The sequence below is a fragment of the Pseudomonas sp. DWRC2-2 genome (genome assembly GCF_049897885.1).
Classification (GTDB): domain Bacteria; phylum Pseudomonadota; class Gammaproteobacteria; order Pseudomonadales; family Pseudomonadaceae; genus Aquipseudomonas; species Aquipseudomonas azotoformans_A.
The window spans coordinates 91,686-118,100 of the sequence record NZ_JAFCXD010000006.1; the positions used below are offsets into that span (position 1 = coordinate 91,686).

General features: G+C 60.7%; 31 protein-coding genes. 16 read left to right on the top strand and 15 right to left on the bottom strand.

Translation table 11 applies throughout. The annotated features are described in order from the left end of the window. The first annotated feature begins 236 nt into the window (after positions 1-236). From ACP7EW_RS24250 to ACP7EW_RS24280, 7 genes are read left to right on the top strand one after another with little or no spacing between them, the layout of a single operon-like run. Positions 237-1,265 (top strand): ABC transporter ATP-binding protein, encoded by a 1,029-nt coding sequence (locus tag ACP7EW_RS24250; protein WP_426220382.1) that lies wholly within the window; start codon positions 237-239, stop codon positions 1,263-1,265. Then, positions 1,262-2,107, top strand: coding sequence for an ABC transporter permease (locus tag ACP7EW_RS24255; RefSeq protein WP_426220384.1), 846 nt, complete (start codon positions 1,262-1,264; stop codon positions 2,105-2,107). Before ACP7EW_RS24250 ends, ACP7EW_RS24255 begins: the two co-directional genes overlap by 4 nt. 4 nt (positions 2,108-2,111) lie before the next feature. Next, complete coding sequence (locus tag ACP7EW_RS24260; RefSeq protein WP_028619822.1) at positions 2,112-2,906, top strand: ABC transporter permease; 795 nt, start codon at positions 2,112-2,114, stop codon at positions 2,904-2,906. Beyond that, positions 2,906-3,196 carry a (2Fe-2S)-binding protein gene (locus ACP7EW_RS24265; RefSeq protein WP_269133758.1) on the top strand — a complete coding sequence of 97 codons (291 nt, stop codon included), beginning with the start codon at positions 2,906-2,908 and terminating at the stop codon, positions 3,194-3,196. Before ACP7EW_RS24260 ends, ACP7EW_RS24265 begins: the two co-directional genes overlap by 1 nt. Then, positions 3,193-4,536, top strand: a complete 1,344-nt coding sequence (locus tag ACP7EW_RS24270) for an FAD-dependent oxidoreductase (protein WP_426220387.1) — start codon at positions 3,193-3,195, stop codon at positions 4,534-4,536. Before ACP7EW_RS24265 ends, ACP7EW_RS24270 begins: the two co-directional genes overlap by 4 nt. Continuing rightward, positions 4,533-5,630 (top strand): NAD(P)/FAD-dependent oxidoreductase, encoded by a 1,098-nt coding sequence (locus tag ACP7EW_RS24275; RefSeq protein WP_426220389.1) that lies wholly within the window; start codon positions 4,533-4,535, stop codon positions 5,628-5,630. The genes ACP7EW_RS24270 and ACP7EW_RS24275 overlap by 4 nt, the downstream gene beginning before the upstream one ends. Positions 5,631-5,644: 14 nt before the next feature. Continuing rightward, complete coding sequence (locus ACP7EW_RS24280; protein WP_426220391.1) at positions 5,645-6,676, top strand: ABC transporter substrate-binding protein; 1,032 nt, start codon at positions 5,645-5,647, stop codon at positions 6,674-6,676. A gap of 74 nt (positions 6,677-6,750) precedes the next feature. Here ACP7EW_RS24280 and ACP7EW_RS24285 read toward each other — a convergent pair whose 3' ends face one another. Continuing rightward, positions 6,751-7,200 carry a hypothetical protein gene (locus tag ACP7EW_RS24285; RefSeq protein ID WP_370590798.1) on the bottom strand — a complete coding sequence of 150 codons (450 nt, stop codon included), beginning with the start codon at positions 7,198-7,200 and terminating at the stop codon, positions 6,751-6,753. Then, entirely contained in the window at positions 7,197-8,120 is a 924-nt protein-coding gene (locus ACP7EW_RS24290) for an NAD synthetase (RefSeq protein WP_426220393.1), read from the bottom strand. Before ACP7EW_RS24290 ends, ACP7EW_RS24285 begins: the two co-directional genes overlap by 4 nt. A gap of 185 nt (positions 8,121-8,305) precedes the next feature. On the opposite strand from ACP7EW_RS24290, the gene ACP7EW_RS24295 reads away from it, so the two are divergent. Next, complete coding sequence (locus ACP7EW_RS24295) at positions 8,306-8,794, top strand: Hcp family type VI secretion system effector (RefSeq protein ID WP_038846677.1); 489 nt, start codon at positions 8,306-8,308, stop codon at positions 8,792-8,794. 8 nt (positions 8,795-8,802) lie between these two features. Here ACP7EW_RS24295 and nadE read toward each other — a convergent pair whose 3' ends face one another. From nadE to ACP7EW_RS24310, 3 genes are read right to left on the bottom strand one after another with little or no spacing between them, the layout of a single operon-like run. Beyond that, entirely contained in the window at positions 8,803-9,612 is an 810-nt protein-coding gene (gene nadE, locus ACP7EW_RS24300) for an ammonia-dependent NAD(+) synthetase (protein ID WP_426220396.1), read from the bottom strand. A gap of 1 nt (position 9,613) precedes the next feature. Next, on the bottom strand, positions 9,614-10,831 hold the full coding sequence (pncB, locus tag ACP7EW_RS24305) for a nicotinate phosphoribosyltransferase (protein ID WP_426220398.1): 1,218 nt from the start codon (positions 10,829-10,831) through the stop codon (positions 9,614-9,616). Between the two features lie 11 nt (positions 10,832-10,842). After that, entirely contained in the window at positions 10,843-11,490 is a 648-nt protein-coding gene (locus tag ACP7EW_RS24310; protein ID WP_426220401.1) for a nicotinamidase, read from the bottom strand. A gap of 147 nt (positions 11,491-11,637) precedes the next feature. Here ACP7EW_RS24310 and ACP7EW_RS24315 point away from each other — a divergent pair, with 147 nt between their 5' ends. Then, positions 11,638-12,330, top strand: coding sequence for an NUDIX hydrolase (locus tag ACP7EW_RS24315; RefSeq protein WP_426220403.1), 693 nt, complete (start codon positions 11,638-11,640; stop codon positions 12,328-12,330). A 76-nt stretch (positions 12,331-12,406) separates the two neighbouring features. Here the strand turns inward: ACP7EW_RS24315 and ACP7EW_RS24320 are convergent, their stop codons facing one another. Beyond that, positions 12,407-13,180, bottom strand: a complete 774-nt coding sequence (locus ACP7EW_RS24320) for an L-iditol 2-dehydrogenase (RefSeq protein WP_426220405.1) — start codon at positions 13,178-13,180, stop codon at positions 12,407-12,409. A gap of 18 nt (positions 13,181-13,198) precedes the next feature. Continuing rightward, positions 13,199-14,458, bottom strand: coding sequence for an ABC transporter substrate-binding protein (locus ACP7EW_RS24325; protein WP_371318387.1), 1,260 nt, complete (start codon positions 14,456-14,458; stop codon positions 13,199-13,201). A 261-nt stretch (positions 14,459-14,719) separates the two neighbouring features. Here ACP7EW_RS24325 and ACP7EW_RS24330 point away from each other — a divergent pair, with 261 nt between their 5' ends. From ACP7EW_RS24330 to ACP7EW_RS24340, 3 genes are all read left to right on the top strand, one after another. Next, positions 14,720-15,658: a helix-turn-helix domain-containing protein gene (locus tag ACP7EW_RS24330; protein WP_426220407.1), complete on the top strand. Its 939-nt coding sequence runs from the start codon at positions 14,720-14,722 to the stop codon at positions 15,656-15,658. A 155-nt stretch (positions 15,659-15,813) separates the two neighbouring features. After that, a complete protein-coding gene (locus tag ACP7EW_RS24335; protein ID WP_426220409.1) occupies positions 15,814-16,761 on the top strand; it encodes a nucleoside-specific channel-forming protein Tsx in 948 nt (315 codons plus the stop codon). A gap of 14 nt (positions 16,762-16,775) precedes the next feature. Further along, positions 16,776-17,801 carry a purine-nucleoside phosphorylase gene (locus ACP7EW_RS24340; protein WP_426220411.1) on the top strand — a complete coding sequence of 342 codons (1,026 nt, stop codon included), beginning with the start codon at positions 16,776-16,778 and terminating at the stop codon, positions 17,799-17,801. 9 nt (positions 17,802-17,810) lie between these two features. On the opposite strand, the gene ACP7EW_RS24345 is transcribed toward ACP7EW_RS24340, so the two are convergent. The 3 genes from ACP7EW_RS24345 to ACP7EW_RS24355 all read right to left on the bottom strand — a co-directional run bounded on the left by ACP7EW_RS24345 (position 17,811) and on the right by ACP7EW_RS24355 (position 19,827). Then, entirely contained in the window at positions 17,811-18,770 is a 960-nt protein-coding gene (locus ACP7EW_RS24345; RefSeq protein ID WP_426220413.1) for a quinone oxidoreductase family protein, read from the bottom strand. Positions 18,771-18,798: 28 nt separating this feature from the next. Then, the gene (locus ACP7EW_RS24350) at positions 18,799-18,972 is read right to left on the bottom strand and encodes a DUF1427 family protein (RefSeq protein WP_426220415.1); all 174 of its coding nucleotides are present in this window, start codon (positions 18,970-18,972) and stop codon (positions 18,799-18,801) included. Positions 18,973-19,062: 90 nt separating this feature from the next. Continuing rightward, entirely contained in the window at positions 19,063-19,827 is a 765-nt protein-coding gene (locus ACP7EW_RS24355; protein WP_426220417.1) for an AraC family transcriptional regulator, read from the bottom strand. 146 nt (positions 19,828-19,973) lie between these two features. On the opposite strand from ACP7EW_RS24355, the gene ACP7EW_RS24360 reads away from it, so the two are divergent. Further along, positions 19,974-20,246: a hypothetical protein gene (locus ACP7EW_RS24360; protein ID WP_426220419.1), complete on the top strand. Its 273-nt coding sequence runs from the start codon at positions 19,974-19,976 to the stop codon at positions 20,244-20,246. 29 nt (positions 20,247-20,275) lie between these two features. Here the strand turns inward: ACP7EW_RS24360 and ACP7EW_RS24365 are convergent, their stop codons facing one another. The 3 genes from ACP7EW_RS24365 to ACP7EW_RS24375 form a co-directional block, all read right to left on the bottom strand. After that, complete coding sequence (locus ACP7EW_RS24365) at positions 20,276-20,446, bottom strand: metallothionein (RefSeq protein WP_016977247.1); 171 nt, start codon at positions 20,444-20,446, stop codon at positions 20,276-20,278. An 89-nt stretch (positions 20,447-20,535) separates the two neighbouring features. Further along, a complete protein-coding gene (locus ACP7EW_RS24370) occupies positions 20,536-20,988 on the bottom strand; it encodes a DMT family transporter (RefSeq protein ID WP_426220421.1) in 453 nt (150 codons plus the stop codon). A 4-nt stretch (positions 20,989-20,992) separates the two neighbouring features. Next, the gene (locus ACP7EW_RS24375) at positions 20,993-21,481 is read right to left on the bottom strand and encodes a DMT family transporter (protein WP_426220423.1); all 489 of its coding nucleotides are present in this window, start codon (positions 21,479-21,481) and stop codon (positions 20,993-20,995) included. Positions 21,482-21,599: 118 nt separating this feature from the next. Here ACP7EW_RS24375 and ACP7EW_RS24380 point away from each other — a divergent pair, with 118 nt between their 5' ends. The 3 genes from ACP7EW_RS24380 (at position 21,600) to ACP7EW_RS24390 (ending at position 23,407) form a co-directional block, all read left to right on the top strand. Beyond that, positions 21,600-22,532 (top strand): LysR family transcriptional regulator, encoded by a 933-nt coding sequence (locus tag ACP7EW_RS24380; RefSeq protein WP_426220425.1) that lies wholly within the window; start codon positions 21,600-21,602, stop codon positions 22,530-22,532. 141 nt (positions 22,533-22,673) lie between these two features. Continuing rightward, the gene (locus ACP7EW_RS24385) at positions 22,674-23,033 is read left to right on the top strand and encodes a type II toxin-antitoxin system Phd/YefM family antitoxin (protein ID WP_426220427.1); all 360 of its coding nucleotides are present in this window, start codon (positions 22,674-22,676) and stop codon (positions 23,031-23,033) included. After that, on the top strand, positions 23,030-23,407 hold the full coding sequence (locus ACP7EW_RS24390; RefSeq protein ID WP_426220429.1) for a type II toxin-antitoxin system VapC family toxin: 378 nt from the start codon (positions 23,030-23,032) through the stop codon (positions 23,405-23,407). Before ACP7EW_RS24385 ends, ACP7EW_RS24390 begins: the two co-directional genes overlap by 4 nt. Before the next feature lie 24 nt (positions 23,408-23,431). Here ACP7EW_RS24390 and ACP7EW_RS24395 read toward each other — a convergent pair whose 3' ends face one another. Next, positions 23,432-24,754 carry an Nramp family divalent metal transporter gene (locus tag ACP7EW_RS24395; protein ID WP_426220431.1) on the bottom strand — a complete coding sequence of 441 codons (1,323 nt, stop codon included), beginning with the start codon at positions 24,752-24,754 and terminating at the stop codon, positions 23,432-23,434. A 41-nt stretch (positions 24,755-24,795) separates the two neighbouring features. Next, positions 24,796-26,349, bottom strand: a complete 1,554-nt coding sequence (locus tag ACP7EW_RS24400; protein WP_426220433.1) for a DUF726 domain-containing protein — start codon at positions 26,347-26,349, stop codon at positions 24,796-24,798. Positions 26,350-26,415: the final 66 nt, after the last annotated feature.

Sequence of the window (26,415 nt, forward strand, 5' to 3'; positions counted from 1 at the left end):
CAATATCTCAGTAAATTCCGGTGAGTGAATAAATACGAAAATAATAGTCCGTTCAGTGAAATTCCATCTTCCGCCCATCCTAGTCTTCGTCCTAATCTGCGTCCACAGGGGCGACATGAACAACTAACGGCAGCCGACTCAAGATCGAGCGCCAACGCACCGGCAACACTTCATTCGCATCTGCCCAAAACAAAAAAGCGCGTTTCGACGCGACTCAAAAAAGGTGGAACGCAGACATGGCATTTCTCCAACTCAACGCCTTGAGCAAACGCTACGGCGCCGTCGATGCAGTGGTCGCCACCGACCTTGCGGTGGAAAAAGGCGAGTTCGTATCACTGCTCGGCCCTTCGGGCTGCGGCAAGACCACCACCCTGCAAATGATCGCCGGCTTCGTTGATGTGAGCGGCGGGCAGATCCTGCTCGACGGCCGCGACATCACCCATGCCAAGCCCGCCAGCCGTGGCCTGGGCGTGGTGTTCCAGAGCTACGCGTTGTTCCCGCACATGACCGTGCGCGACAACGTTGCCTTCGGCCTGAAGATGCGCAAAGTGCCGGCGGCGCAGATCGCCAGCAAGGTCAAGACCGTATTGGAACTGGTGCGGCTGGCGCCCCACGCTGACCGTTACCCACGCGAGCTGTCCGGTGGCCAGCGCCAACGTGTGGCCCTGGCCCGTGCCCTGGTGATCGAGCCGCCGGTGTTGCTGCTGGATGAACCGCTGTCCAACCTCGACGCCAACCTGCGCGAAGAAATGCAGTTCGAAATCCGGCGCATCCAGTGCGCCGTGGGCATCACCACCTTGATGGTCACCCACGACCAGGCTGAGGCGCTGTCCATCAGCGACCGCGTGGTGGTGATGCAGGCCGGGCGCGTGACCCAGATCGACGCGCCGTACAAGCTCTACGAATACCCGCGCACGCGGTTCATCTCGGACTTCGTCGGCAAGGCCAACCTGTTGCCGGGCGACTACGATCAGTTGGGCACTCCACAAGTCCGCCACGAAAGCGGTGACGGCGAACTGACCCTGAGCCTGCGCCCGGAAAAGATCCAACTGGTGGACGCCGGCACCGGCCGACTGCAAGGCAAGGTCCTCGACAGCTACTTTTTCGGCAGCCAATGGCTGTATCGCATCCACACCCAGCTTGGCGAAATCACCGTGGTGCGCAGCAACGACGGCAGCGCGCCCCTCGGTTGCGGAGCAGCGGTGGGCCTGGACTGGCAATCCAGCCTGCTGCGCGTATTGGCGGCGGATGAGGTGCGCGCATGAGCCGGGGCTATCTGTTGTCATTGCCCGCCCTGGTGCTGTTTGTCGGGCTGCTGATCCTGCCGTTGGGCCTGACGCTGGTGTTGTCGTTCAACGTGTTCGATTACCAGGTGGGCGTGAAGGGCGATGAGTGGACCCTGGCGCATTACCTGTCGCTGTTCAGCGATTCATACTTTTACGAAATCTTCTGGCGCACTTTCTGGATCAGCGCCTTGGTCACCCTGCTCTGCGTGGTGATCGGCGTGCCTGAGGCTTACATCCTCAGCCGCATGGGCACCCCGTGGCGCTCGATCTTCCTGATCCTGATCCTCACGCCGCTGCTGATCTCGGTGGTGGTACGCGCCTTTGGCTGGAGCCTGCTGCTCGGCGCGGACGGGCTGGTGAACCAAATCATTCAATTCCTCGGTGGGCGCCCGGTGAAACTGTTGTACACACCGTTCGCAGTGATCATCGCCCTGGTGCACGTGATGCTGCCGTTCATGATCATCCCGGTGTGGACCTCCCTGCAGAAGCTCGACCCATCGGCAGAACAAGCGGCGTTGTCCCTCGGCGCCAGCCAGACCACGGTAATGCGCAAGATCGTATTGCCCCAGGTGATGCCCGGCGTACTGTCCGGCACGCTGATCGTGTTCGGCCTGGCCGCCAGCTCCTTTGCGATCCCCGGCCTGCTCGGCGGGCGCCGCCTGAAAATGGTCGCCACTGTGGTGTACGACCAGTACCTCTCGGAACTCAACTGGCCCATGGGCGCGACCATCGCGGTGGTGCTGCTGTTGGTCAATCTGCTGATCATGCTGAGCTGGAACCGCATGGTCGAAGGCCGCTACAAAAAGTCCCTGGGGGTTTAAGCGCATGTCCAGAAACGGTCCTTTGGCCCTGGGTTTCCACACCCTGGTGGTGCTGTTCATGATGGCGCCGCTGGTGGTGGTGTGCCTGGTGGCCTTCACCCCGGAAAACACCTTGAGCCTGCCCACCTCGGGCTTCTCGCTGCGCTGGTTCCGTGCGGTGTTCGAGCGGGCGGATTTTATCCAGGCGTTCTACAACAGCCTGATTTTGGCATTTACCGCCGCGAGCCTGGCGACCTTGATTGCGGTGCCGGCCGCCTTGGCGATCAGTCGCTATCAGTTCCCGGGGCGTAATTTTTTCAGTGCGTTGTTCTTGTCGCCGATCATCATTCCGCACCTGGTGCTTGGCGTGGCGATGTTGCGCCTGTTCGCACTAATGGGCGTGAACGGCAGCTTCACCTGGTTGATGCTCGCGCACGTGGTGATCATCACGCCGTATGTGCTGCGCCTGGTGTTGGCCGCCGCGATTGGGATTGATCGTAGTGCCGAGCAGGCCGCGGAGTCCTTGGGCGCCAGTCGCTTTACGTTGTTTCGCCAGATCACCCTGCCGATGATCCTGCCCGGTGTAGCGGGTGGCTGGTTGCTGGCGTTCATCAACAGTTTCGATGAGGTGACGTTGTCGATCTTTGTCAGCTCGCCAGCGACCCAGACCCTGCCGGTGCGCATGTATGTGTATGCCACCGAGTCCATCGACCCGATGATGGCGGCGGTGTCGGCGCTGGTGATTGCACTCACGGCCGCCACCATGATCTTGCTGGACCGGGTCTATGGCCTGGACCGCGTGCTGGTGGGGAAACATTGATGGCTCTGTTCAAACGCCTGGCCGAAACCCAACGCCCTGCCCTCGCCTTCACGCTTGACGGGCAACCCGCCAGCGGTTTGCTCGGTGACACCTTGCTGACCGCCGTGCTGACCTGCGCCGAACACCTGCGCGGCAGTGATTTCAGCGCCGAACCTCGGGCCGGTTTCTGCCTGATGGGCGCGTGCCAGGATTGCTGGGTGCGACTTGAAGACGGGCGTCGCGTACGCGCCTGTTCGACGCTATTGGAAGAAGGCCAGGCCATCCGCCGCGATCCGGGGCGCCAGTCATGAAGCCTGTGGTGATTGTGGGCGCAGGCCCGGCCGGGATCAGCGCGGCGCGCACGTTGCTCGACCATGGCATCAACCCTTGTCTGGTGGATGAAAGCCTGCGCGGTGGCGGGCAGATTTATCGGCGCCAGCCACTGGGCTTCCAGCGCACCGCCAAGCAGCTTTACGGATTTGAAGCACGCAAGGCCGAGGCCGTGCACCGCACAATCGATGAGCTGGCACCGCTGATCGACTACCGCCCGGAAACCCTGGTGTGGAATGCCGAGGACGGCCGCCTGGATATGCTCAACAACGGCCGCGCCGAAAGCCTCGAGTACGCGCAACTCATCGTCGCCACAGGCGCCACCGACCGCATCCTGCCCGTGCCGGGTTGGACCCTGCCGGGCGTGTACAGCCTGGGCGCGGCGCAAATCGCGCTGAAGTACCAAGGCTGCGCCATCGGCGAGCGTGTGGCGTTTTGTGGCAGCGGGCCGTTGCTGTATCTGGTGGCTTACCAGTACGCCAAGGCCGGCGCCAAGGTGGTGGCGGTGCTCGACAGCGCGCCGTTCAGTGCCCAATGCCGTGCATTGCCGGCGCTGCTAGGGCAACCGGTCACCTTGGCCAAAGGCTTGTACTACCGCGCCTGGTTGACGGCCCATGGGATCCCCGTGCATCAGGGCGCCACGCTTGAACAGATCGACGGAGCACAACGGGTCAGCGGCATTCAATGGGCTGATCAGAGCTTGGAATGCGACGCCGTGGCCTTCGCCTATGCCCTGCGCAGCGAGACGCAACTGGCGGATTTGCTCGGCTGTGAGTTCACCTGGAATGCCTTGAACCGCGCGTGGCTGCCACAACGGGACAGCGCCGGACGCAGCAGCGTCAACGGCGTGTACCTGGCGGGCGATGGGGCTGGGATCATGGGCGCGGACGCCGCACAAATGGCCGGTGAACGTGCAGCGCTGGCGGTGCTGGAGGACTCGGGTGTTGCAATCGATCAGCGCCGCCCTGCTGTTCTGGAGCAACAATTGGCGACCATCCAACGCTTTCGTCATGGTTTGGAAACTGCGTTCCCTTTTCCGGCGAACTGGGCGGCCGAAGCCCCCGATGAATTGATCCTCTGTCGCTGCGAAGAAGTCCGCGTCGGCGACGTGCGCGCGGTGGTGGATGAAGGCCATTGGGAGATCAATCGCGTCAAGGCCCACTGTCGCGTCGGCATGGGCCGCTGCCAGGGCCGGATGTGCGGGTTGGCGGCAGCGGAAATTGTCGCGGAGCGCAGTGGCCGGGCCATCGAACACGTCGGCCGCTTGCGGGGCCAGGCACCGATCAAGCCGCTGCCGTTTGGCGTGGAGGTGCAGCCGTGATCGACGTCATCGTACTGGGCGGCGGGATTGTCGGCGCCTCAGCGGCGCTGATGCTGGCGCAGAAAGGCCAGCGCGTGGCGCTGGTGGAGCGGGACTTTTGCGGCTCCCATTCCAGTGGCGTCAACTACGGCGGCGTGCGGCGCCAAGGTCGGCCATTGCACCAGTTACCGCTGTCGCAACGCGCCCACCAGCTGTGGGCAGACTTGCCGGGATTGATCGGTATCGACGGCGAGTACTTGCGTTCCGGTCATTTGAAGCTGGCGCGCAGTCATGCCGATTTCGCCGCGTTGCAGGCGTATGCCGAGCAGACACGGGGATTTGGGCTGGATTTGCAGTTGCTGGATTACGCGGAGCTGCGAGCACGCTTCCCCTGGGTTGGCGATATCGCCGTCGGTGCCTCGTTGTGTCCGGAAGACGGCCACGCCAACCCTCGCCTGGTGTCGCCCGCCTTTGCCCGCGCGGCGAAACGACACGGCGCGCAGGTTTATGAACAGTCGCCCGTCACACGTATCGAGCATGACGGCCAGCACTTCCAGGTGCACTGCGCCAACGGTCTGCATCTTCAAGCGCCGTGGCTGCTCAATTGCGCCGGGGCGTGGGCCGGGGCGGTGGCCGAACAGTTTGGCGAAGCGGTGCCGATGACCTCGGCACACCCGGCGATGCTGGTCACTGAGCCCTTGCCGATGGTGATGGACGTGAGTACCGGCGTTGAAGGCGGCGGGATCTATGCGCGACAGGTCGCCCGGGGCAATTGCATCCTCGGCGGTGGTCGCGGCTTTGCCCTCGGTCCGCAACAAGCACGACCAGGGCAAGCCGCGGTGCTGGAGATCCTGCGCAATGCCGGTGAGCTGTACCCGTTTCTCAAGGGTGCCCAGGCCATCCGTACCTGGAGTGGCACCGAAGGTTACCTCCCCGATCACGAACCGGTGATCGGCCCCAGCAGCACGCAACCCGGCTTGCTCCACGGTTTCGGCTTTGCCGGCGCCGGGTTCCAGCTCGGTCCCGCGGTCGGTGAAGCCCTGGCAGAGATTGTCTGCACCGGGGCCAGCCGCCAACCCATCGAAGCGTTTTCCATCCGTCGTTTCCAAGCCTGAGAGGAAAAACATCCATGAACCCACGTATCGCGCTGTCCTGCTTGTCCCTCGCCCTGCTCGCCTCAACGGCGCACGCCACGCCCACGCTGTACCTGGGCATGAACGGCGGCACCATGGAACGGGTGTACGCCGACAAGGTGCTGCCCGCGTTCGAAAAGGCCAATAACGTCAAGGTGGTGATCGTGCCCGGCACCTCGTCGGACATCCTCGCCAAGGTCCAGGCCAACAAAGACAACCCGCAGATGCACGTGATGTTCCTCGACGACGGCATCATGTACCGCGCGATTTCCATGGGATTGTGCGACAAGCTGGCGCCCAGCCCGACCCTGGAGCAGATCCCCGCCAAGGCGAAGATCAAGGAACAAGCCGTGGCCGTGACCCTCGGCGTCACCGGCCTGGGCTACAACGCCAAGATGTTCAAGGAAAAAGGCTGGGCCGCCCCCACCTCCTGGATGGACCTGGCCGACCCGCGCTTCAAAGACAAAGTGGTGTTCCAGTCCCTGGCCTCCTCCACCTTCGGCCTGCATGGCTTCCTGATGTTCAACCGTCTTCAAGGCGGCGACGAAACCAACGTCGACCCCGGTTTCAAGGCCTGGCCGAAAACCGTCGGCCCCAACGTGCTGGAATACATCGCCAGCTCCGCGAAGATCTCCGAGATGGTGCAGACCGACGAAGCCGCAATCTTCCCACTGACGCCCACCCAGGTCGCCACCCAGAAACTGCTCGGCGTGCCCATGGAGTATGCGCAACCCAAGGAAGGTGCGGTGGTGCTGAACGTGGCCGAATGCGTGATCGCGCGCAACGACCAGCCGGAGCTGGCGCAGAAACTCGCCGCGTTTTTGCTGACCGCCGAAGCCCAGGCCCCGGCGTTGGAAGAAGGTGACCAGATCCCCTCGAACCCGACCACACCGACCACCGACAAGACCCGCGCACGGGTGGAAGCGATGCAGGGTTACTTGCAGACGGCAATTTCGATTGATTGGGACCAGGTCAACCAGGCGCGGCCGGAGTGGAATGCGCGGTGGAGTCGGTCGATCGAGCGGTAGGCGATTATAGTGGGGCTCCCACGTGATTGAAGTGGGAGCTACTTTTGCTTTTCCCAGCGGTCTCCAATCTTGAGTCAACTGGTATATTTTTTATTAATCCTTCTCGCCGTTTTTCGTTGAATGCGGATTTCAAACAACTTTCTCCGCAATTCTCTGTAACGTTCGCAATTGAGCAAAAGTAATCCCAGCATTGGAAATACAACACCCAGAAAAAACGCCACCGTATGCGGACGGTATTGAATCGTTGGAATAACCAGCAGGAGGCAGAACGCGAAATAGCCAACCAACAAGCCCGTTGCCCATCTGTGTCCACGCACAATCATTAAATTGGAAAGTCCGAAAAACACTGTCAGCGACAAAAGGCCCCAACCAGACAATTCCGTTCTCAACGACGGTTCAAGCCTGCGTAAATAGTGATCACCAACCAAAATGGTCACCATCGCGGTGGAGAAAATAGCCATGAATATCGTGCCCATGAACACGGGAAAGTAACGGACAAGGAAGCTGGTGAGTGAATCATTCACTCTGCAATCTCCTCGTACAAGCCGACAACTACCGTCGTAGCGCTTCCAATATGACCGGTCTGATAACTTCCAACCAGCCCCAAGCTCCCGCCCAAGACGTCTTTCAACTGAGTCAATGTGGCGTGTCGAATCTGGCTGGGACTGTAACTTTTTGGAAGCACGCCCTTTCGTTGCTTTAGCTTCAGTATCTTTGTGGTCAAGCTTGGATCTCTAAGATTCAACAGTTCGCTGGTCAGTTTTTTTCGCTCTTGGCGAGACAACCCGCGCAGAACTTCGAACCAGCCTTTACCTAGTGTCTTTTTCGAGGTTTTGATCAGCCGTACGGTCGTCAGCGTACCGGTTCCTATCCCTATCAGCGAAATGCCGTCCAATATCGGCGTGACAGTGCTGTACCACTCCGAATCATCCATAAGATCGTTTTCGCCCGGGCGGTATTGTTCGTTGAAGGTTCGAATCGAACCAATCACACATTGGGCGGAGCTGGCAATTGCCGCGGAGACGCCTGCGGCGACCACAAAGCTGCTCACCCCCGCAGTAAACGGAATCGCCACAGAACCACTGAGCGCGACAATCCAACCTATCACCGCAGCCCCGCAAGACAACGATGTGTTGATCGCTTCAAATACAAGCTGCGACTCGCGCGGCTCACTCTCCAACCTACGCACAAAATCCAACCTCGCCAACGAGCCAGGCATCTCCCGCAAAATCACCCGCTTGGGCAACACGCTGCAAATCGGCTGAAACTCACGCAACGTCACGGGCCACAGATGTGAATCGAGATACACCACCCCTGCTCCCGCAATCGCCGGATCGGCGTCGATAGCCGCAAACAACCGGCGCAAATCAATACTGTTTTCCACCCGCTCACGCGTTGTGAGGTGGGCACTGGGGAAACCGTCCTTCAAGACACTGCTAGCCATTCCTTTACCCCTGAATGCACAAGAGCGCAGAGCGTAAAGAATCAATATTCGGCAAGAATGTCGGAAATTTTCCTTTTTGCAGCCGGACGCCTCCCGCTCTCACCTTGGCGTCTTGAGGTCAATCGTCGAAATGGGAAAAGTACGCCCCGCGCCACTCTCGGCGGATGAGAAGACAAGGAGCGAACATGGCAACCGATATGTTTTTGAAACTGGGAGACATCAAGGGTGAGTCAAGGGACCAGGCCCATCGCGATGAAATCGATATTTCCCGCTGGGGCTGGAGGATGACTCAATCTGGCTCGATGCACAGTGGCACGGGCGGCGGAGCCGGGAAGGTCGATATGGCCAATCTCTTGATTGAGAAGTCCCTGGATAAATCTTCGCCCAACCTGATGATGGCCTGCGCAACCGGCAAGCACTACCCCGAGGCGCGGATCGTGGTGCGCAAGGCCGGAGGCGACAGCAGCGTGGAGTACCTGGTGATCGCCTTGAAGGAAGTCATGGTCGCCTCCTACGACACGCGTGCCGCCTCAACCCAAGACGTGCTGACCGAGGAAATCAGCCTTAACTTCGCCAGGGTGGAAATCAGCTACCAGCCACAGAAAGCCGATGGCGGCAAAGATGGCGGGCCGATTCGGTTCGGCTGGAACATCCGCGAAAACATCAAAATCTGATCGTCGGCTCAAACCGGAATGATAGGCAGCGCACGCTTGTGCGCTGTCTTGCTGTATGCGCCCTCGACCCGGGTTCTCACCCGCTCACTCACCGGCTCGCCCATCAGGTACGCGTCGATCTCTGCGTAAGTGCAGCCGTAGGCCTGTTCATCCAGCTTGCCCGGCACAAGCTCTTCCAGGTCGGCAGTCGGGTGTTTGTGCACCAGGTTGTCCGGGCCGCCAAGGGCCGTGGCGAGCAGGCGCACCTGGGTTTTGGTCAGGCCCGACAATGGAGCCAAGTCACAGGCGCCGTCGCCGAACTTGGTGAAAAACCCCATCAGCGCTTCAGCGCCGTGGTCGGTGCCGACCACCAGGCCGTTGTGCAGGTTGGCCACCGCGTACTGGGCGATCATCCGTGTGCGTGCCTTGACGTTGCCCTTGATGAAATCGACATGGGCGGCGCTGGCTTGGGTGGCGGTCAGGCTGGCCATGAGGCCGTCGACGCTGGCGGCGATGTTGAGGGTGTCGATCTGGTCCGGGGTGATGAAGTCCAGGGAAGCCTGGGCGTCGCGTTCGTCGGCCTGGGTTTTATAAGGCAGGCGCATGGCGATGAAGCGTGCAGCGTAGCCTTCGTCGCGCAGCTGCTCCACGGCCAACTGGCACAAACGGCCAGCCGTGAGGGAGTCAACACCCCCGCTGATGCCCAGTACCAACGCCTTGCCGCCGGAGCCGCGCAAGGTGGTCTTGATGAAGTCGATGCGCCGCTGGATCTCTTTGGCTTCACCGCCTTTGACCAGTTGCCGATTGATGTTCAGTTCCTGTGCGATACGTGCTTGCATGTCACACCTCCACGCTGCCGACATTGAATACGTGTGCTGCGTACTGCAAAAACGAGGCGTCTTCGCAGACGTTCTTGATCGGGTCATCCGAGAATTTCACCACCGGCTCGCCGTGCACCCGCACCAGTTTCATCACGATGCTCAGCGGCTCGACGCCCTCCACATCGCAGGCCAGGCTGGTGCCCATGCCGAAGCCGAACTTGGCCTTGCCGCGCACGTGCCGCAGGATCGGCAGGCATTTTTCGAAATTCAGGCCGTCGGAGAACATCAGGTCCTTGGTCATCGGGTCGATGCCCAGTTGCTGGTAGCGGGCCAGGACTTTGTCGGCCCAAGCGATGGGGTCGCCGGAGTCCTGGCGCAGGCCGTCATACAGCTTGGCGAAGTAAAGGTCGAAGTCCTTGAGGAAGAAGTCGGTGCTGATGCAGTCAGTCAAGGCGATGCCGAGACGGCCCCGGTATTCGCGCACCCAGTTTTCCAAAGCGGCGTTCTGGCTTTCGCGCAGGCGGCCCAGTTGCTGGTGCACCATCAGCCATTGGTGGGCCATGGTGCCGATCAGCGGCAGGTCGAATTCGTAGGCCAGGTGCGCATTGCTGGTGCCGACGAACTGGCCGGGAAAGTCGCGACGCATGATGTCGACCACTTCGCGCTGGGCCTTGAACGACAGGCGACGACGGGTGGAAAAATCGGACACACGTAGGTCGGCGAGTTCTTCGCGGCTGAGGTTTTTCTGCAGCCAGTCGAATTTCTGGTAAAGCTTGCGGGTGACATCTTCCAGTGTCACGTCGGGGTATTTGTTGCGGTTGCGCAGCTCACTGACCAGGGCCAGGACCGGCTGTTCGAACATGATGCAGTGCAGCATCGGGCCGACCACGCGGATGTTCAGTTGGCCGTCGATTTCGCTGACGTGGATGTAGCGCAGGTTGAAGCGGAACAGACCGAGGAAACGCTCGTAGTCCGGGGTGAGGTATTCGCGAAAGCGTGGATTGAACAGAAAGCGCAGCTCACCTTCGCGCATACGCAGGCTGGCGAGTTGATCCAACTCGGCACGGATTTCAGGAATCAGATGACCGAGCTTTTCCTTGGACCGCACAATGAAGTTGTACTCCACATCGACATTGGGGTACTGGTGCAACACGGCCTGCATCATGGTGAAGGTGTAGTAGTCGGTGTCGAGCAAACCCTGGATAACGGGCGTTTCGTAGTCGTAGGCACTTTCCATGGTGTGTCTCCTTAACGCGCGGCCATCGCGGCCAGTTCTTCGCGGGTGCTGCTGATGACAGCACCGGCCTTGAGCAACTCATTGACCGCCTGCACGCCGCCCTCCTGCGTAATGGCCCGGCACGCCGGCAAGTGCAAAACCACTTCCAGGCCAGCCTTGAGCAATTGCAACGCGGTGGTCTTGACGCAGTAGTCCAGCGCCAGGCCGCCGACGATCACGCGGCTCACGCCTTGGGCCTTCAAGTACTCGATCACGCCGGTAGACAGTTTGTCGTGCAGGTCGTGGTAGCAGGCTCCGTAAGGGTGCAGGTCGGGTTCGACGCCTTTCCAGATGAAGTAGTCGTAGTCATAGGGCGTGGGCAACTCGTCCAGCAAGGTGAAGCCCTCGGTGCCCGGCACGCAATGGCTCACCCAGGTCACATCGGCGTGGGCCAGGCCGGTGGGTTGCAGCATCTCGCTGTGCTGCGACACCACCCAGGGCGCGTGCGGGGTGTGGGCGTCCTTGCTGCCGACGCGATGGCCGGCCAGGCTCGCCATGTAGTTGAGTTCGGCACCGATCTGGTCGCCGCCGGCCACGGGCAATTCGTTGGGGCACAGCGGCGTGAAGCTCTTCTGGGCGTCGACATCGAATGAAGCAATGGCGGATATCGAGAGGGTCATGATGGTTCTCCTGTGGCCTGAAAACAAAAGTACACGTCATGTACTTTCATTGCAAGAAACATTTGGTTATCTATCCTGGAGCAAGTACATGACATATCTGCTCGATTCGTTAGACTGTGCGTCATCGCTGTCTAGAAGGACGTCCACATGCCCCTGAGCCCCTACCTCCACACCGTCGACCTGTGCGTAGTGTTTTATTGCCGCGCCTCAGGGGAGCTGAAATTGCTGCTGAACAAACGCGACGCCGAGCCCTTCACCGGGCATTGGGCGCTGCCGGGCGTGGTGGTGAATGGCGGCGTGCAAGATCTGAGCCTCAAGGACGCGGTGGAGCGCTTGCGGGCGAGTGACAAAGTGGGCCTGGAGTTGGCGTGGAGCGAGCAAGTGGGCACGGTGGGGGATGCGTTTCGTGATCCGCGCTGCTGGTCGTCGTCCACTTACTACCTGGCGATCATGGCGGATGAGGCAGAGCTGGGTGAGCATCAGGCCTGGTTTTCACTGGCGGGGGTCGCGGATGGCCGCATCAAGCTGCCGTTCGATCACAACAGCATCGTGGCCGCCGTGCAGGAACGCTTGTTCTCCAAGTCGCTGTACAGCAGCTTGCCGCTGATGTTCCTGGGCGATGAGTTCAGCGCGCCGGAGGCGACCATGATCTTTTCCCTGGTGCTGGGGCGGCCGGTGTTGAAGACCAGTATTCGCCAGCGCTTGCTGAAGCTGACTGAGGCGGGGTTTCTGCGCGAGACCGGGCGCAAGAAGAATGGTGAAGGCGGCAGGCCCCAGGCGACGGTGACGGTTCTGAAACCTGGAGAAATCTACTTCTTCGACCGCAGTTTTGCCGAGTAACGCGTTTTAAAGAACACCGAAAATCACCTGTGGGAGCGAGCAAGCCCGCTCCCACATTCTGGATTGATGTACGGCTCTAGTTCATCCAATTGCCGCCGTCGACGTTGTAGGTTTGGGCCACCACGTAGTCTGCGTCCTTCGAGGCCAGGAAAACCGCCATGCCGGTCAAATCCTCCGCCGTGCCCATCCGCCCAAACGGCACCTCGTCCCCTACCCGCTTTTTCTTCTCGCCCGGTGCCAATCCTTCATGCTTGGCAAACAACGCATCCACACCATCCCAATGCTCGCCATCCACCACGCCCGGAGCGATGGCGTTGACGTTGATCCCCTGTTTGATCAAATTCAACCCCGCCGATTGCGTCAAACTGATCACCGCCGCCTTGGTCGCGCAGTAGATCGCCACCAACGGCTCGCCACGGCGTCCGGCCTGGCTGGCCATGTTGATGATCTTGCCGCCATGGCCCTGGCTGATCATCTGCCGCGCGGCGGCCTGCAAGGTGAACAGCGTGCCGGCGACGTTGATCGAGAACAGCCGTTCGTAGCTGTCGCGCGTGATGTCGACAATGGGCGCCAAGTCGAACAATGCAGCATTGTTGATGAGAATATCCAGTTTGCCGGCGTGGCCGACCACAGCGGCAATCGCGTTGTCGATGGACGCCTGGTCGGTAACATCCATGGCGACGGCATAGGCCTGTGGGCCCAGCTCAGCAGCGGTGGCCTGGGCCCGTTGCAGGTTGATGTCGGCGATGGCCACGGTGGCGCCCTCGGCGATGTAGGCCTGGGCAAAGGCGCGGCCGATGCCACGCGCCGAACCGGTGATCAGTGCGCTCTTGCCTTCAAGTCGTTTCATGAAAAAGTCCTGTTGAAGTTATTTCGGGTAGCCGGCGCGTTTCATTTCGCGCTCGGTGGTGGACTGGGCTTCCAGCAAGGCCTGGTCAACCGACATGCCACCGGTCAGCGCCGCAGAGAACAGCTTGCCGACCGAGGTGCCGATGGCCTGGAACTCGGGAATGGTCACGTATTGGATGCCTACGTACGGCACCGGCTTGGCCGACGGGTGCGCGGGATCGGCGTGCTTCATCATCTCCAGGGTTACCTGGGCAAACGGGGCGGCCTTCAAGTACGCCTCGCTATAGGTGGATTGGCGGGTACCCGGCGGTACGTTGGTGATGCCTTCTTTATCAGCAACCAACTGGATGTAGTCCTTGGAGGTCGCCCAACTGATGAAGGCCTTGGCAGCGTCCTTGTGCTTGGACGTGGCCGGAATTGCCAGGGACCAGGCATACAGCCACGAAGACCCTTTATCGGTGACTTCGGTAGGCGCGGCAGCGAAACCGACACTGTCCGCGACCTTGCTCTGGCTCTTGTCGGTGGTGAAAGAGCCGGCGACGCTGGCATCCACCCAGATCGCGCACTTGCCGCTGTTGAACAGCGCCAGGGTTTCGTTGAAACCATTGCTGGACACACCCGGCGGGCCGTATTGCTTGAGGGTGTTGACGTAGAAGTTGGCGGCCGCCGTCCACTCGGGACTGGTCAGCTCGGGTTTCCACTGCTCGTCGAACCAGCGCGCGCCAAAGGCATTGGCCATGGTGCTCAGCAAGGCGATGTTCTCGCCCCAGCCGGCCTTGCCGCGCAGGCACAGGCCGTATTGGTCCTTGTTCTTGACGGTGAGCTTGGCGGCGAACTCGCCGAGTTGGGTCCAGGTAGGATGCGCGGGCATGCTCAACCCGGCCTGTTTGAACAGGTCGGTGCGGTAGTAGGTGACGGTGCTTTCGCCGTAAAATGGCAAGGCGTACAGGGTGTTGTTGACCGACAGGCCCTGGCGTACCGAAGGGAAGATATCGTCGGCGTCATAATCGGCCGGCAGTTGGGTCAAGGGTTCCAGCCAGTGCTTGGCGCCCCAGAGTGGGGTTTCGTACGTGCCGATGGTCAGCACGTCGAACTGCCCGCCCTGAGTAGCGATGTCGGTGGTGAGGCGCTGGCGCAGCACGTTTTCTTCCAGCACCACCCAGTTGAGCTTGATGTCCGGATGCTGTGCTTCGAACACCTTGGACAGGCGCTGCATGCGGATCATGTCGCTGTTGTTGACCGTGGCGATGGTCACGGTGTCGGCGGCGTGGCTGGGCATGGCCAGCGCCAGGCCGGAAAGCAGGAACAACGCTTGCGGGAGCTTGGACATAGCGGTTTCTACCTGTTGTTTTTGTTGTTGAGGGCCGATTACAGCAGCTTGGCCAAGCCCCCACAAACGCCTGGGGGATGGGCGACTGGTACTTTTTTAACCGGAGCGTGAACGTTAAAAAAGTATCAGTACCTGGCGAAACCAGGAGTAGCGCGCCCATGACTGAGGCGCGTATTTTGGAGCAATTCCAAGCATCATAAGAATCCCACCATGCCCATCAGCCGCGCCAAGCTGTTCGAGCACCGCCCCGCCGAACTCGAAGTGATCCTGCCCGAGCCGGACCATTGCTTCCGCTGGTTCGAACATGACTACCCCTACGACCTGGCGCGCTGGAACCACCATCCCGAATTTGAAATCCACCTGATCCGCCAAGGCAGCGGCAAACTGGTGGCGGGCGACTACATCGGTGCGTTCAGTGCCGGGCATGTGGCCCTGATCGGCCCCGACCTGCCCCACGACTGGATCGGTGAACTCGCCCCCGGCGAACACCTGAGCGGTCGCGACGTGGTGTTGCAATTCGACGGCGCCGCCCTCCTCACCCTGCGCAAGACCCTGCCGGAACTCGGTGACCTGCAACCGCTGTTCGAGCATGCCCGGCGCGGGCTGGAGTTCACCGGCGACACCGCGTTGCAGGCTGCGCGCTTGATGGAAGCCATCGGCAGCGCCCACGGCCTGCAACGCCTGATCCTGTTCCTGCAATTGCTCGACACCCTGAAGAACGCCCCGACGCAACAGGTCAAGGCCCTCGCCAGCCCGTGTTATGCGCCGACGTTGGATGCACGCAGCGCCGAACGCATCAACAAGGCGTTCGACTATCTGATGCGCGAGCTGACCGGCGATGTGCGCTTGTCGGTAATCGCGCAACAGCTGGAGATGAGCGAACCGGGCTTCTCACGCTTCTTCAAGCGCAACACCGGCCACGGCTTTATCGACCTGATGCGCAAATTTCGCGTACAGCGCGCCTGCCGACTGCTGTTGCAAAGCGACATGTCGGTGGCGGACATCTGCTTTGAAGTGGGCTACGCCAATCTGTCGAATTTCAATCGACACTTCCGTATCGAAATGCACCAGACGCCGAGCGACTATCGACGGGAAACCGCGATGCACCTGTTCCAGCACATTGAAAAAATGACACCCAGTCAATTCTGACCAAAAGGTCGACTAAATCCCGTTTTTTTCAATTTGATCAACCGATTGAGCAAACTTGGTACAGCCTGTGCAAACGTTTGCGGTACGAACTTGCCAGCCAAGTTCACCCTTACCCGAAGAATCGGGTTCAAACCGCGTACGAATAGGGATTTTCAATGCACCCCACCTCAAGGCGTCCTGCCTCCTTTGGTGTTTCCTTGCTACTGGCGGCCGTTACGGGAGTACTCAGCGCCCCCATTTTGGCGCAGGAAAAACCCGTGGATGACTCAGCACAGGGCGAAACCCTCAGCCCTGAAGCCAGCCAGGCGAAAAAAGGCGTGTACCTGTCGGACTGGTTCAACCAGGACCTGACATTGATCGGCAGCAAAGACATCAGCTTCGGCCCCAAGCCACAGGATGATGTCTACCTGGAATATGAGTACTTCGGCCGTAAGGGGCCTTTTGAGCTGTACGGCTACATCGACGTGCCGAAGATCCTCACCATCGGTAACAGTAATGACAAAGGCGTGTGGGACCATGGCTCCCCGGTGTTCATGGAGCACGAGCCGCGTATCTCCATCGACTACCTGGCGGGCCGTAGCCTGGCCATCGGGCCGTTCAAGGAGTGGTACGTGGCGTTCGACTGGATCTACGACCATGGCAGCCGCAAGGAAAACCGCGCCAACACCCTGTACAGCGGCCTCGGCACCGACATCGACACCCACTCGCGGGTGAACCTGTCGGCCAACTTCTACGGGCGTTACCAGTGGGAAAACTACGGCGCCAGCAATGAATATTCGTGGGATGGCTACCGCGCGCAGATGAAGTACATCGTGCCCATCGGCAAGTTCGATAACGGCGCCTCACTGACCTACATCGGCTTCACCAACTACGATTTCGGCTCCGACCTGCACAAGGACAACCCGGCGCGCACCGCCAACTCGCTGGTCGCGACCAATGTGCTGCTGTACTCGTTCACCCATCTGCGCTTTACCTTGGTTGGCCGTTACTTCCATAACGGCGGCAACTGGGAAGACGGCAGTGAGTTGAATTTCGGCGAAGGCAACTTCCGCGCCCGTTCCGACGGCTGGGGTTACTACGCCGGCGTGGGCTACCAATTCTGATCAAGGAGCTTTAGATGAACGCGTTTACACGTCTATCAATGGCGGTCGGCCTGGCGCTGCTGCCCCACGTGGTGCTGGCCAATACCACACCGATCAAACCCAAGGTCATGCTGATCACCATGTTCGCCCCTGAGGCGCAAACCTGGATCGATCGCCTGGAACTCAAGCAGGAAGTCCGCGTGCCAGGGCTGTCCGCTGAATACCCGGTGATCCGCTGCAACACCCAGGACGTGTGCCTGTTGGTCACCGGCATGGGCCAGACCAACGCCGCCGCGTCCACGCTGGCCTTGGCCTTGTCGCCCAAATTCGACCTGCGCCAGAGCTATTTCCTGATCGCCGGGATCGCCGGCATCAGCCCCAAGCACGGCACTATCGGCACCGCCGCCTGGGCGCATTACCTGGTGGAATTCGGTACCCAGTGGGAGTTGGATTCGCGGGACGCGCCCAAGGATTGGCCGACGGGTTATATCGGCATCAACACCAAAGGCCCCAACGAGAAACCACCGTTGGACTACAAGACCGAAGTGTTTGAGCTGAACCCCAAGTTGCAGGCCAAGGCGTTTGCCTTGTCGCAGAAGGTGGAGCTGACGGAAAGCAAGGAGTCCGCCGCCTGGCGCAAACACTACCCCGCCGCCCCGGCCAACCAGCCGCCGCAAGTCACCCGCTGCGACACCCTGGCGGGCAACACCTGGTTTTCCGGTACACGCCTGAGCGAACGCGCCGAAGCCTGGACCAAGCTGTTGACCGAAAACAAAGGCGAATACTGCACCACCCAACAGGAAGATAACTCCACCTACGAAGCCCTGCTGCGAGCCAGCCGCGAAGGCCTGGTGGATATCCAGCGCCTGGCGGTGGTACGTGCCGGCTCGGACTTCGACCGCCCGTACCCTGGCTACAGCGAAGTGGACAACCTGCTGAAATACGCGGATCAGGGCGGTTTCGTGCCGGCGCTGGAGAACCTGTACCGCACGGGCAACCCGCTGGTACAGGCGATCCTCAAGAACTGGTCGGCCTGGGAGAAAGGTGTTCCGGAGGCCTGACCGCCGGAATCAAGGCAGGAAGATGATTTTGTCTGTGCTGCCTTGATTCACCTCCTCATAGCACTGCACCCCATCGGCCAGCGCCACTTCACGCAGGCCGGTGGGCAACGGTAACAGGCCTTCATCAAAGAATCGTCCGAACTGCTCCAGCATCACCGCGCACTGCTCGCAGTTGTAGAGCAACGAATTGATCCCCACCACCGAGCCACCTTTACGATACAGCGCCAGGGCCGGCAGTTGTACATGGCCGTCCACCGGCGCGGCGATGATCGCGATGCGGCCGAACGGTGCCAAACCTGCAACGGCTGCCGGCAGCCAGAAACCGGTGGTGTCGAAGACCACATCGGCACCGCCCTTGAACACCGCATTGACCTGCGCACCGAGCTCTTCCGGTTTGCCCAAGGCAATCGCCTCAAAACCTTGCGCCTGCAATACCTCGACCTGCTCTGGTCGACGTACAGCGGCCAGCACCTGGGCGCCACGGATTTTTGCCAGGGCCAGGGTCGCGCTGCCCACCGCGCCATTGGCACCAATCACTAACAGGCGCGTGCCTTGGGTCACGCCACTGCGTTCCAGGGCATCCCAAGCGGTGGTATAGGGCACACCGAGGCTGGCGGCCTGGGCAAAACTCAAATGGCTGGGCTTATGCGCCACGCCCTTGGCCGACACAGTGAGGTACTGGGCGTGGGAGCCATCGGCGAAAAAGCCCAGGTCGCGGCCGGTACCCCAGACTTCCTGGCCCAGCAGTGCCTGCGGCCCTTCCACCACCACTCCGGCAAAATCGCGACCGGGAATGCGCGGCAAGGTGGTGTAGGGAAAGCGGCCGAGCACGTTTTTGACGTCGCTGGGATTGAGGCCGGCGGCCTTGACCTGAACCAGCACTTCACCGGCGGCCGGCACCGGGGTGGCGACGTCAACGAAGCGCAGGGCGGCGAGGTCGCCGGTGGCGGAAAATTGCAGTGCTTTCATGGCCAATATCCATCGAAGTGAAAAAAAATCAGGAGAACCAGGCGCCCACCAGCTGTCGGCCCATGGGCCAGAGCTTTTCACCCAGCAGCATGCCCATCAGGCCCACCAGGGCGATGGCCGGCGGTGCGGGCGAACGGAAATCCAAGGCGCCGTAGATCACGCCGACAAACAGGCCAATGGCGACGGAAATCAGGTAGTTCATGGGGGCAGCGCCTTGTGGGTGGATGCGCTCAGTCTAGAGCGCTGAATCCTGAAGCATCGGCCAAGTGCTTCAGGATTTCGGCCAAACCCGTCAGCCGACGTACTGCGAAGGCGCCACGCCAAGTTCGCGGCGAAACATGTCGCTGAAACTGCTGGGGGCATAGCCGAGGGAACGTGCGATGGCACTGACCGGCTGGCCTTGGATCAGCTCCGCCACCGCCGTGGCCAATTGCACCTGGCGCCGCCATTCGGCAAAGCCCATGCCCAGGTTATTCTGGAACAGCCGCGACAAGGTACGCACACTGGCGCCGGCAGCTTCGGCATGCTGTTCGAACGGGATCTCCAGGGACGGCGCAGCCATGACCGCGTGGCACGCACTGATCAATCGACGGTCGGCGTCCACCGGCATGGCGATGCGCATCGGTGAACGGCGCGCGCGCTGCAGCTCCAGCAAAGCCAGGCTGACCAACGCTTCGTAATACGCCACATCGCCGTTATCGCCCTCGTCCACCAGTGTGACGATCAGCTCACGCAATAACCCACCGACTTCGATCACCTGCACCTGGCTGTCCAATGTGGCTGCCAGGGCCGGGCGCAGGTAGATGTTGCGCATCTGCAAATCCGACACCACGCGAATCCCATGTTCCACCCCCGGCGGCAGCCAGACGGCACGCTGTGGCGGCACCACCAGGGCTTCGTGCGGCGTCTCGACCCACATCACGCCGCTCATGGCATAGAGCAATTGGCCCCAGTCATGGCTATGCGGTTCAACGTACAGCCCACGCGGATAAGTACGCGCCAAGGGCTGCACGGGGACGGCGTGATCACTGAGGTCGGGAGGCGCAGCCAGAGCCATGATGTACACATCAATCAAGGGTGAGCCGCCATGGTAATGACCACCGTTCGACAATCCGAGTGAATTTTTACGGACCACGGAGATCATTGGCTTATACCGGCGCAGCTCGGAAGCGTGCGCTACAGGCTTGATCAAGGAGAGAGACCATGGATGCAATACTGTCGGTCAACGGCAAGGCACGGATCGATTACACCCAGGACACCCTGTTCGGGCCGATTACCCGGCATGTCGAATGCCAAGTGAGCTTGCAACACCAAGCTACCGGGACGGTACTGAAGGTATTCCAACCGTTGCCGGACGATCTACGTGATGCGCAAATGGTGGTGTTTGCGCTGGAGGGACGGCGCACCCGTGGTGTGGTCAAGCATCGTCGACACCTGGCCGACCATAGCCTGCGGCTCGAACTCGAACGGCAATAGGAGCCGGCTGGCCGGCTCCCGCAAGCACGTCAGCCTTTGGCGGATTTGGCGCATTCGCACCCGGTCGCCGCCGCACACGGCTCACCATGGGCATGGTGCTCCGCACAGCCCTGACAGCAATAACCCTTGCCGTCCTTCATTACCGCGTCAGCTCCCAGCACACACTTGCAGTGTGGGCAGGCACAGGTTTTATCTGGCATGGTCAGACTCCTTTTTCGTGGTCGTCCCGGTGCGGCGGGCGCCGGCACCTTAATGAGGGACTGCGGCCCGGCGGCGATGGTTCAAACCGTCAGTCGGCGCGGGTATTGCTGCGGTACATGAACAGCAGCGCCAGGGCCAGGCAGACCATCGCCACGATCCGCGCACCCGACAACTCAATCGCCGGATTGCCCAGCCAACCGAAGTTGTCGATCAGCATGCCCATGCCCAATTGCCCGACGATCACCGCCACCGTCGCCACCGCCGTGCCGACGACAGGCACCGCGCCGACCATCACCATCATGTACACCACACCGAACAAGGCCCCAGTGAGCTGCCATTTAGGCACTTCCAGCAAGCTCACCGCCTGAGCAGGCTCAAAGAACAAGATCAACAACGCGGTGACAATCGCGCCCACTCCAAAAGTCACCAGGCTGCCGCGCAGCACACCCACGGTCTGGCCCAAGCGGCCATTGATGGCGGCCTGCACACTCAACACCGCACCTGCGGCGACTACCACTACCAGTAACAGAATCAGGTTCATCGCCTTAACCTCGCGCAATCAAAACAAGTGCCACCACAATCAGCGCCAGGGCGATCCAGCGTTCGCCATTGACCCGCTTGCGCGCCGCGCCGAACCAGCCGAAATGGTCGATCAGCACGCTCTTGCCGACTTGCCCCGAAAGAATCGCGATCATGGTCATTGCGATGCCGATATGCGGCGTGGCCAGGGTCAGTACCACCACGTAGATCGGCCCCAGGAAACCGCCGATCAACTGCCAGCACGGCAGCTCGGACAACGCCGGGCCTTTTCGCGGGCCGCTGAACAGCAGCAGTAGAAACAGGATCGCCGAGCCCACGCCAAAGATGCTCAAGGTAGCCCACAAATGCCCGACCTGCGCACCCAGTGGCCCGAGCAGGCCCGCTTCAACCGACAAGCCCATGCCAGCCAGGATCACCAACGGCAAAAGCAGCAGCCGCAGGCCGTTTTTTTTCGGCTTGGCTTGCGCCACGCCCTCAATGGAACTTGCTTGCATACACCACCTGCACATCAACAAAGGATTGGATGGCGCACATTATCCGGTGGCCGTGCTGTGCGATAAATGGGAGCATGCCAACAACACCTTTGCGCAAAACGCACAGCCTGGAGGCACGATGCAAGGCTTGAATGAACTGAGCTTCAAGGCGCTGCGCCTGTTCGTCGCCGTGCTGGACCTCGGTAGTTTTTCCGAAGTGGCACGCCGTGAGGGCCTGGCGCCCTCTTCCATCTCCCGGCAAATCCAACTGATGGAACAGGCCCTTGGCCAGCAACTGCTTTACCGTCACACCCGCGCCGTCAGCCCCACCGAAGCCGGACGCTTGCTCGGGCGACATGCGCGCTTGATGCTGGAACAACTGGAAGCCGCCGGCCAGGCGCTGCAGGAACAGGAAAGCGAGCCCAGCGGCCTGGTGCGTATCAATGCGCCAATGGTGTTCGGCCAGCGCCATCTCTCCCCGTGGCTGGGCGAGTTGTGCCGGCGATACCCAAAGCTGCAACTGGATATCCAGCAAACCGACACGTATGTCGACCCGCTGCAAGACGGCACCGATCTACTTTTTCGGATCGGCGTGCTCAACGACTCCAGCATGCAGGCACGCATCTTCGCCCCCCAACGCTTTCGCATCGCCGCCAGCCCGGCCTACCTGGCCCGACACGGCACACCGCAACATCCTGACGAACTGATCAATCACCAGTGCCTGGCCTACAAAGGCATTACCGGCCAGCAACGCTGGTTCTTCCGCAAGGACCAGGGCGATTGGACACCTTATAGCGTCAAGGGCCCGATCACCGGCAACCACGCCGACACCCTCACCTACGCCGCCGAGCAAGGGCTGGGGTTGGTGGTATTTCCCTCTTGGTTGATCGGCGAAAGTCTGCGTGCGGGCACTCTGCAGGCGGTACTGACAGAGTACGACGTGGCGACGACATTGGAGCCTCAGCAAATTGCGGCGCTGTGGCCGGGAAGCCGGCGCTTGTCGCTGAAGGTGCGCACGGTGATTGATTATTTCGTGGAGTGTTTTGGAGCGGTGCCGTATTGGGATCGGTGACCTTTCCAATTCGAGAAGAACGTCGCTATGAAGGAAATTTCCTTACAGAAATAGGTAGGTCCGTTCTGATTTTCCGGGCCAGTATTTCCGGTCCCGGCATGCTGGCGCAGACTCTGACTGTATTTTTCTGAGAGAGCTGCCATGGAATTCACTTACCCCAAAATATCGCGCGCTGCGCGAGCCGCCTCAGCCAGTGGTCTGGCCGTCTTTGATAGCGCACGTAGTTTTGGCTATATTTGGCCAAAATACGGAGATGACCTTATGACTATCGTTCCTTTGGGTGAAGCGAAAAATAATCTGTCGAAGCTGGTTGATGAGGCTGCCGCGGGCAAGGTCATTACTATTGCCAAGCACGGGCGTGCGATGGCTCAACTTGTGCCCGTCGGCACATCCAAAGGTCGGAGAATCGGTGCAATGAAAGGCAAGCTCGTCATTCCTGAAGACTTCGACGCACCTTTGCCTGACGACCTGCTGGATGCCTTCGAAGGCAACCGCTTATGAGAGTGCTGCTGGATACCCATATTCTGCTTTGGACGCTGAGTGAAGATCCTAAGCTATCCAGCAAAGCCAAGAAGCTGATTGAGAACGCAGCAGAGATTTACATCAGCGCTGCAACATTCTGGGAGCTGTCAATTAAGGTTGGCCTGGGCAAACTCACCGTCGACCTGGATGAAATTCGTGAATACTGCCTGGAAAGCGGATTCGTCGAACTTCCCATCACCCCAGAGCATGCGATCGCGGTCAAGGACCTTGAGCACCATCACAAGGATCCGTTTGATCGGCTCATCGTTGCGACCGCCATCAGCGAGCCCATGAAGCTATTGACCGCCGATCCGCAGGTCGCCCAATACACGTCCCTGGCAATCCTGGTATGAGTCGTCCCATTTGCTTCGGTGCGTCTACCCAAATACCCACTGCCCAATCAACCAGGCATTCGCCCCACTGATCACCGCAAACAGAAACCACACCAGCAAGCGTGTCGGTAGGCGATTCACGAACGGCCCCATCAGTTGCTTGTCACCGGTCATGCGGATCAGCGGATACAGCGCAAACGGCAACTGCAGACTGAGCACCACCTGGCTGAGGATCAGCAACTTGCCGATGGCATCGTCCCCCATCAGCCATACCCCCAAAAACGCCGGGATCAGCGCCAGGCCACGGGTGATCAGGCGCCGTTGCCAGCAGGGAATGCGCAGGTTGAGGTAGCCCTCCATGATCACCTGCCCGGCGATGGTGCCGGTAAAGGTGGAGCTTTGCCCGGAGGCCAGCAAGGCAACGCCGAACAGGATGCTGGCGAAGGCACCGCCGACCAGCGGATCAAGCAGGTGGTAGGCATCCTGGATCTCGACCACGTCAGTGTGGCCCGTCTTGTGGAACGCTGCGGCGGCGAGCACCAGGATCGCGGCGTTGACCAACAGCGCCAGGGCCAGCGAGCCGATAGTGTCGATACGCGCCAACTTGACCGCATCCTGTTTGCTGGCCAGGTCCTTGCCGATCAGGCGGGTTTGCACGATGGAGCTGTGCAGGTAGAGGTTATGGGGCATCACCGTGGCCCCGAGAATGCCGATGGCTAGGTACAGCGGTGCAGCATCGCTGATGGCCGACAGTGACGGGGTGAAACCGCTGAACACGTCCGGCCAGTAAGGTTTGATCAGGACCAGTTCGATGAAGAAACACACGCCAATGGTCGCGACCAGCGCCAGCATGATCGCTTCCAAGCGCCGAAAACCCCGGTTCTGCAGGGCCAGGATCAGCAATGTGTCGAAGGCGGTGATGACAATGCCGGTGGTCAGCGACACCCCCAGCAGCAGGTGGAATGCCAGGGCGCAGCCCAGCACTTCGGCAAGGTCGGTGGCGATGATGGAGATTTCTGCTAGCACCCATTGGGTACGTGCAGAACGCTGGCTATAGCGCTCACGGCAGAGTTGCGCCAGGTCCTTGCCGGTGGCGATGCCCAACCTTGAACACAAGCACTGCACCGCCATCCCTGCCAGGCTGGCCAGCAGCACCACAAACAACAGGTTGTAACCGTAGCGCGAGCCGGCCTCGATGGCCGTGGCCCAGTTGCCGGGGTCCATGTAGCCGATGGAGATCAGCAGCCCAGGCCCGGCAAACATGAGGATGCGCTTGAAGAACGAAGCCTTGGGATCAACGGCGACAGAACCCGCCACTTCCGGCGGGCAGAACGGGGCGGTGGCGATTTTTGGCAGGCTGAATTTCACGCGGTATCCCAGGCAAACACACAAGACAGAGGCGCAGCTTATCAGTCGGACGCAACCGTGCGCATCACCGTGTCCCGTGGCAGGTCGAACGCTTCGACCACTTGCACCACCAGGTCCATCTCCTGGTTCAACGCTTCACGCTCCATGCGCTGGCGAATCACGCCGATCACCAGTACCGCCAGGGTGGTGATCGAATACGCAGGGCCGGAAAACGCGCGCACGCCGCTCACCACCAGCATCGCCGCAGCTACCGCCTGCCCCACCACCGGAATCGCCGTGGCCGCACCGCGTCGCAGGATAAAACCGGTCAACCCGGCCAGCGCTGTACCGCTCAACGCGGTGGTGGCCGACCGGCCCACGTCAAAACGCCTGAACAGCCCCTGCTCCTTTTGCGCGGCAGCTTTGAGTTCCGCGTCGAACACCAGCCGGTCCGCATGGCTGAGTTTGTCTTTGTACTGTTCGATGAGTTTTTCGGCGACCTGGGTTTCAAGGTCAGCCAATTCGACGGTATCGAGCGGTTCATCGAACTTGATGCTCAGCCGCTGCGCCACATCCTCAGCAATCTGGCGGTAACTCACGCCATGGCCTCGGGCGAGGTTCATAAAGGTATCGCCGCCCATGCGCTGCAACTCGATGGCCAGCTTGAGCGGCTCGCGCACGCTGGCGTCTATGGATGCACTGCGTTTTTGCGCCATCAACTCGGCGAGGAACTTCAACTCCTCAGGCCGCGCCTGGACCAACGCCGGGAACAGGTCCGCGTCCTCTTCGGCAAAACGCACTTCAGTACTGCGCTGGTCGGAGCAGATCATGCCGCGCCGCTCGTGCAGCAGGTCGGTGTACTGCACCACCGTCTGCAACTGCGGCCAGTAGGCGGCGTGATCGAAAGTCGCCAGGTGCACATTGGTGACCTTGGCCTTGAGCGCCGGCGTTACCGGGATCGCATAGCGGCCGATGCAACGCTCAGTATCCGGCTTCAGGGCCAAGGCCCAGTCTTTGCTGGAGTGGCAGTTGATCACGCGCCCTTTTAGCGGCGCGGACACGTCATCCCACGGGCTGGACGTGCAGATCGCACCGCCCATCAACAACAGGTTGTCCAACGGCAGCTCGCGGGCGGTATCAGGGCTGGCCAGCAGGCTCTTGACCAGAATGCGCGCGCCGAGGGAATGACCAATCAGGTTGATGCGCTGCACTTCAAGGAATTCACCGTGCAGGAAGCTGGCGAGCTCCGGCAGCAGGCTCCTGGCGACTTCGTCTACCCGTGCCTCCACGCTTTTATAGTGATCGAGAAAGTAGGCAATCGCCTTGCCCACGCCCACCGTGGCTGCGCCCAGGCTACCGCCGCCGAGCATCGCGCCGATCACGTCCTTGAATGGCGCGAACAGGTTTTCCAGGAAATGCCCTGCCGGCCAGAACAGCATCAGGTTGGTCGAACCTTCGATGCCCGCCAACTGCGCCTTGAAGCTACCCAGTTGTTGCCGGTTGAAGAACGCCGAATAACCGTGGACATAGAGATTAAGCACATCGCCTTGGGGCTCGCCGCACATCAGGAATGTGGGTTTGCGGGTGCGGTGCATTTCATCCCACTGGTGCTGCATGGGGCGGTGACTCCTGGTGACAAGGGACGGCGATAGTAACAAAGGCTGGGGTTCAACGTCGTACCG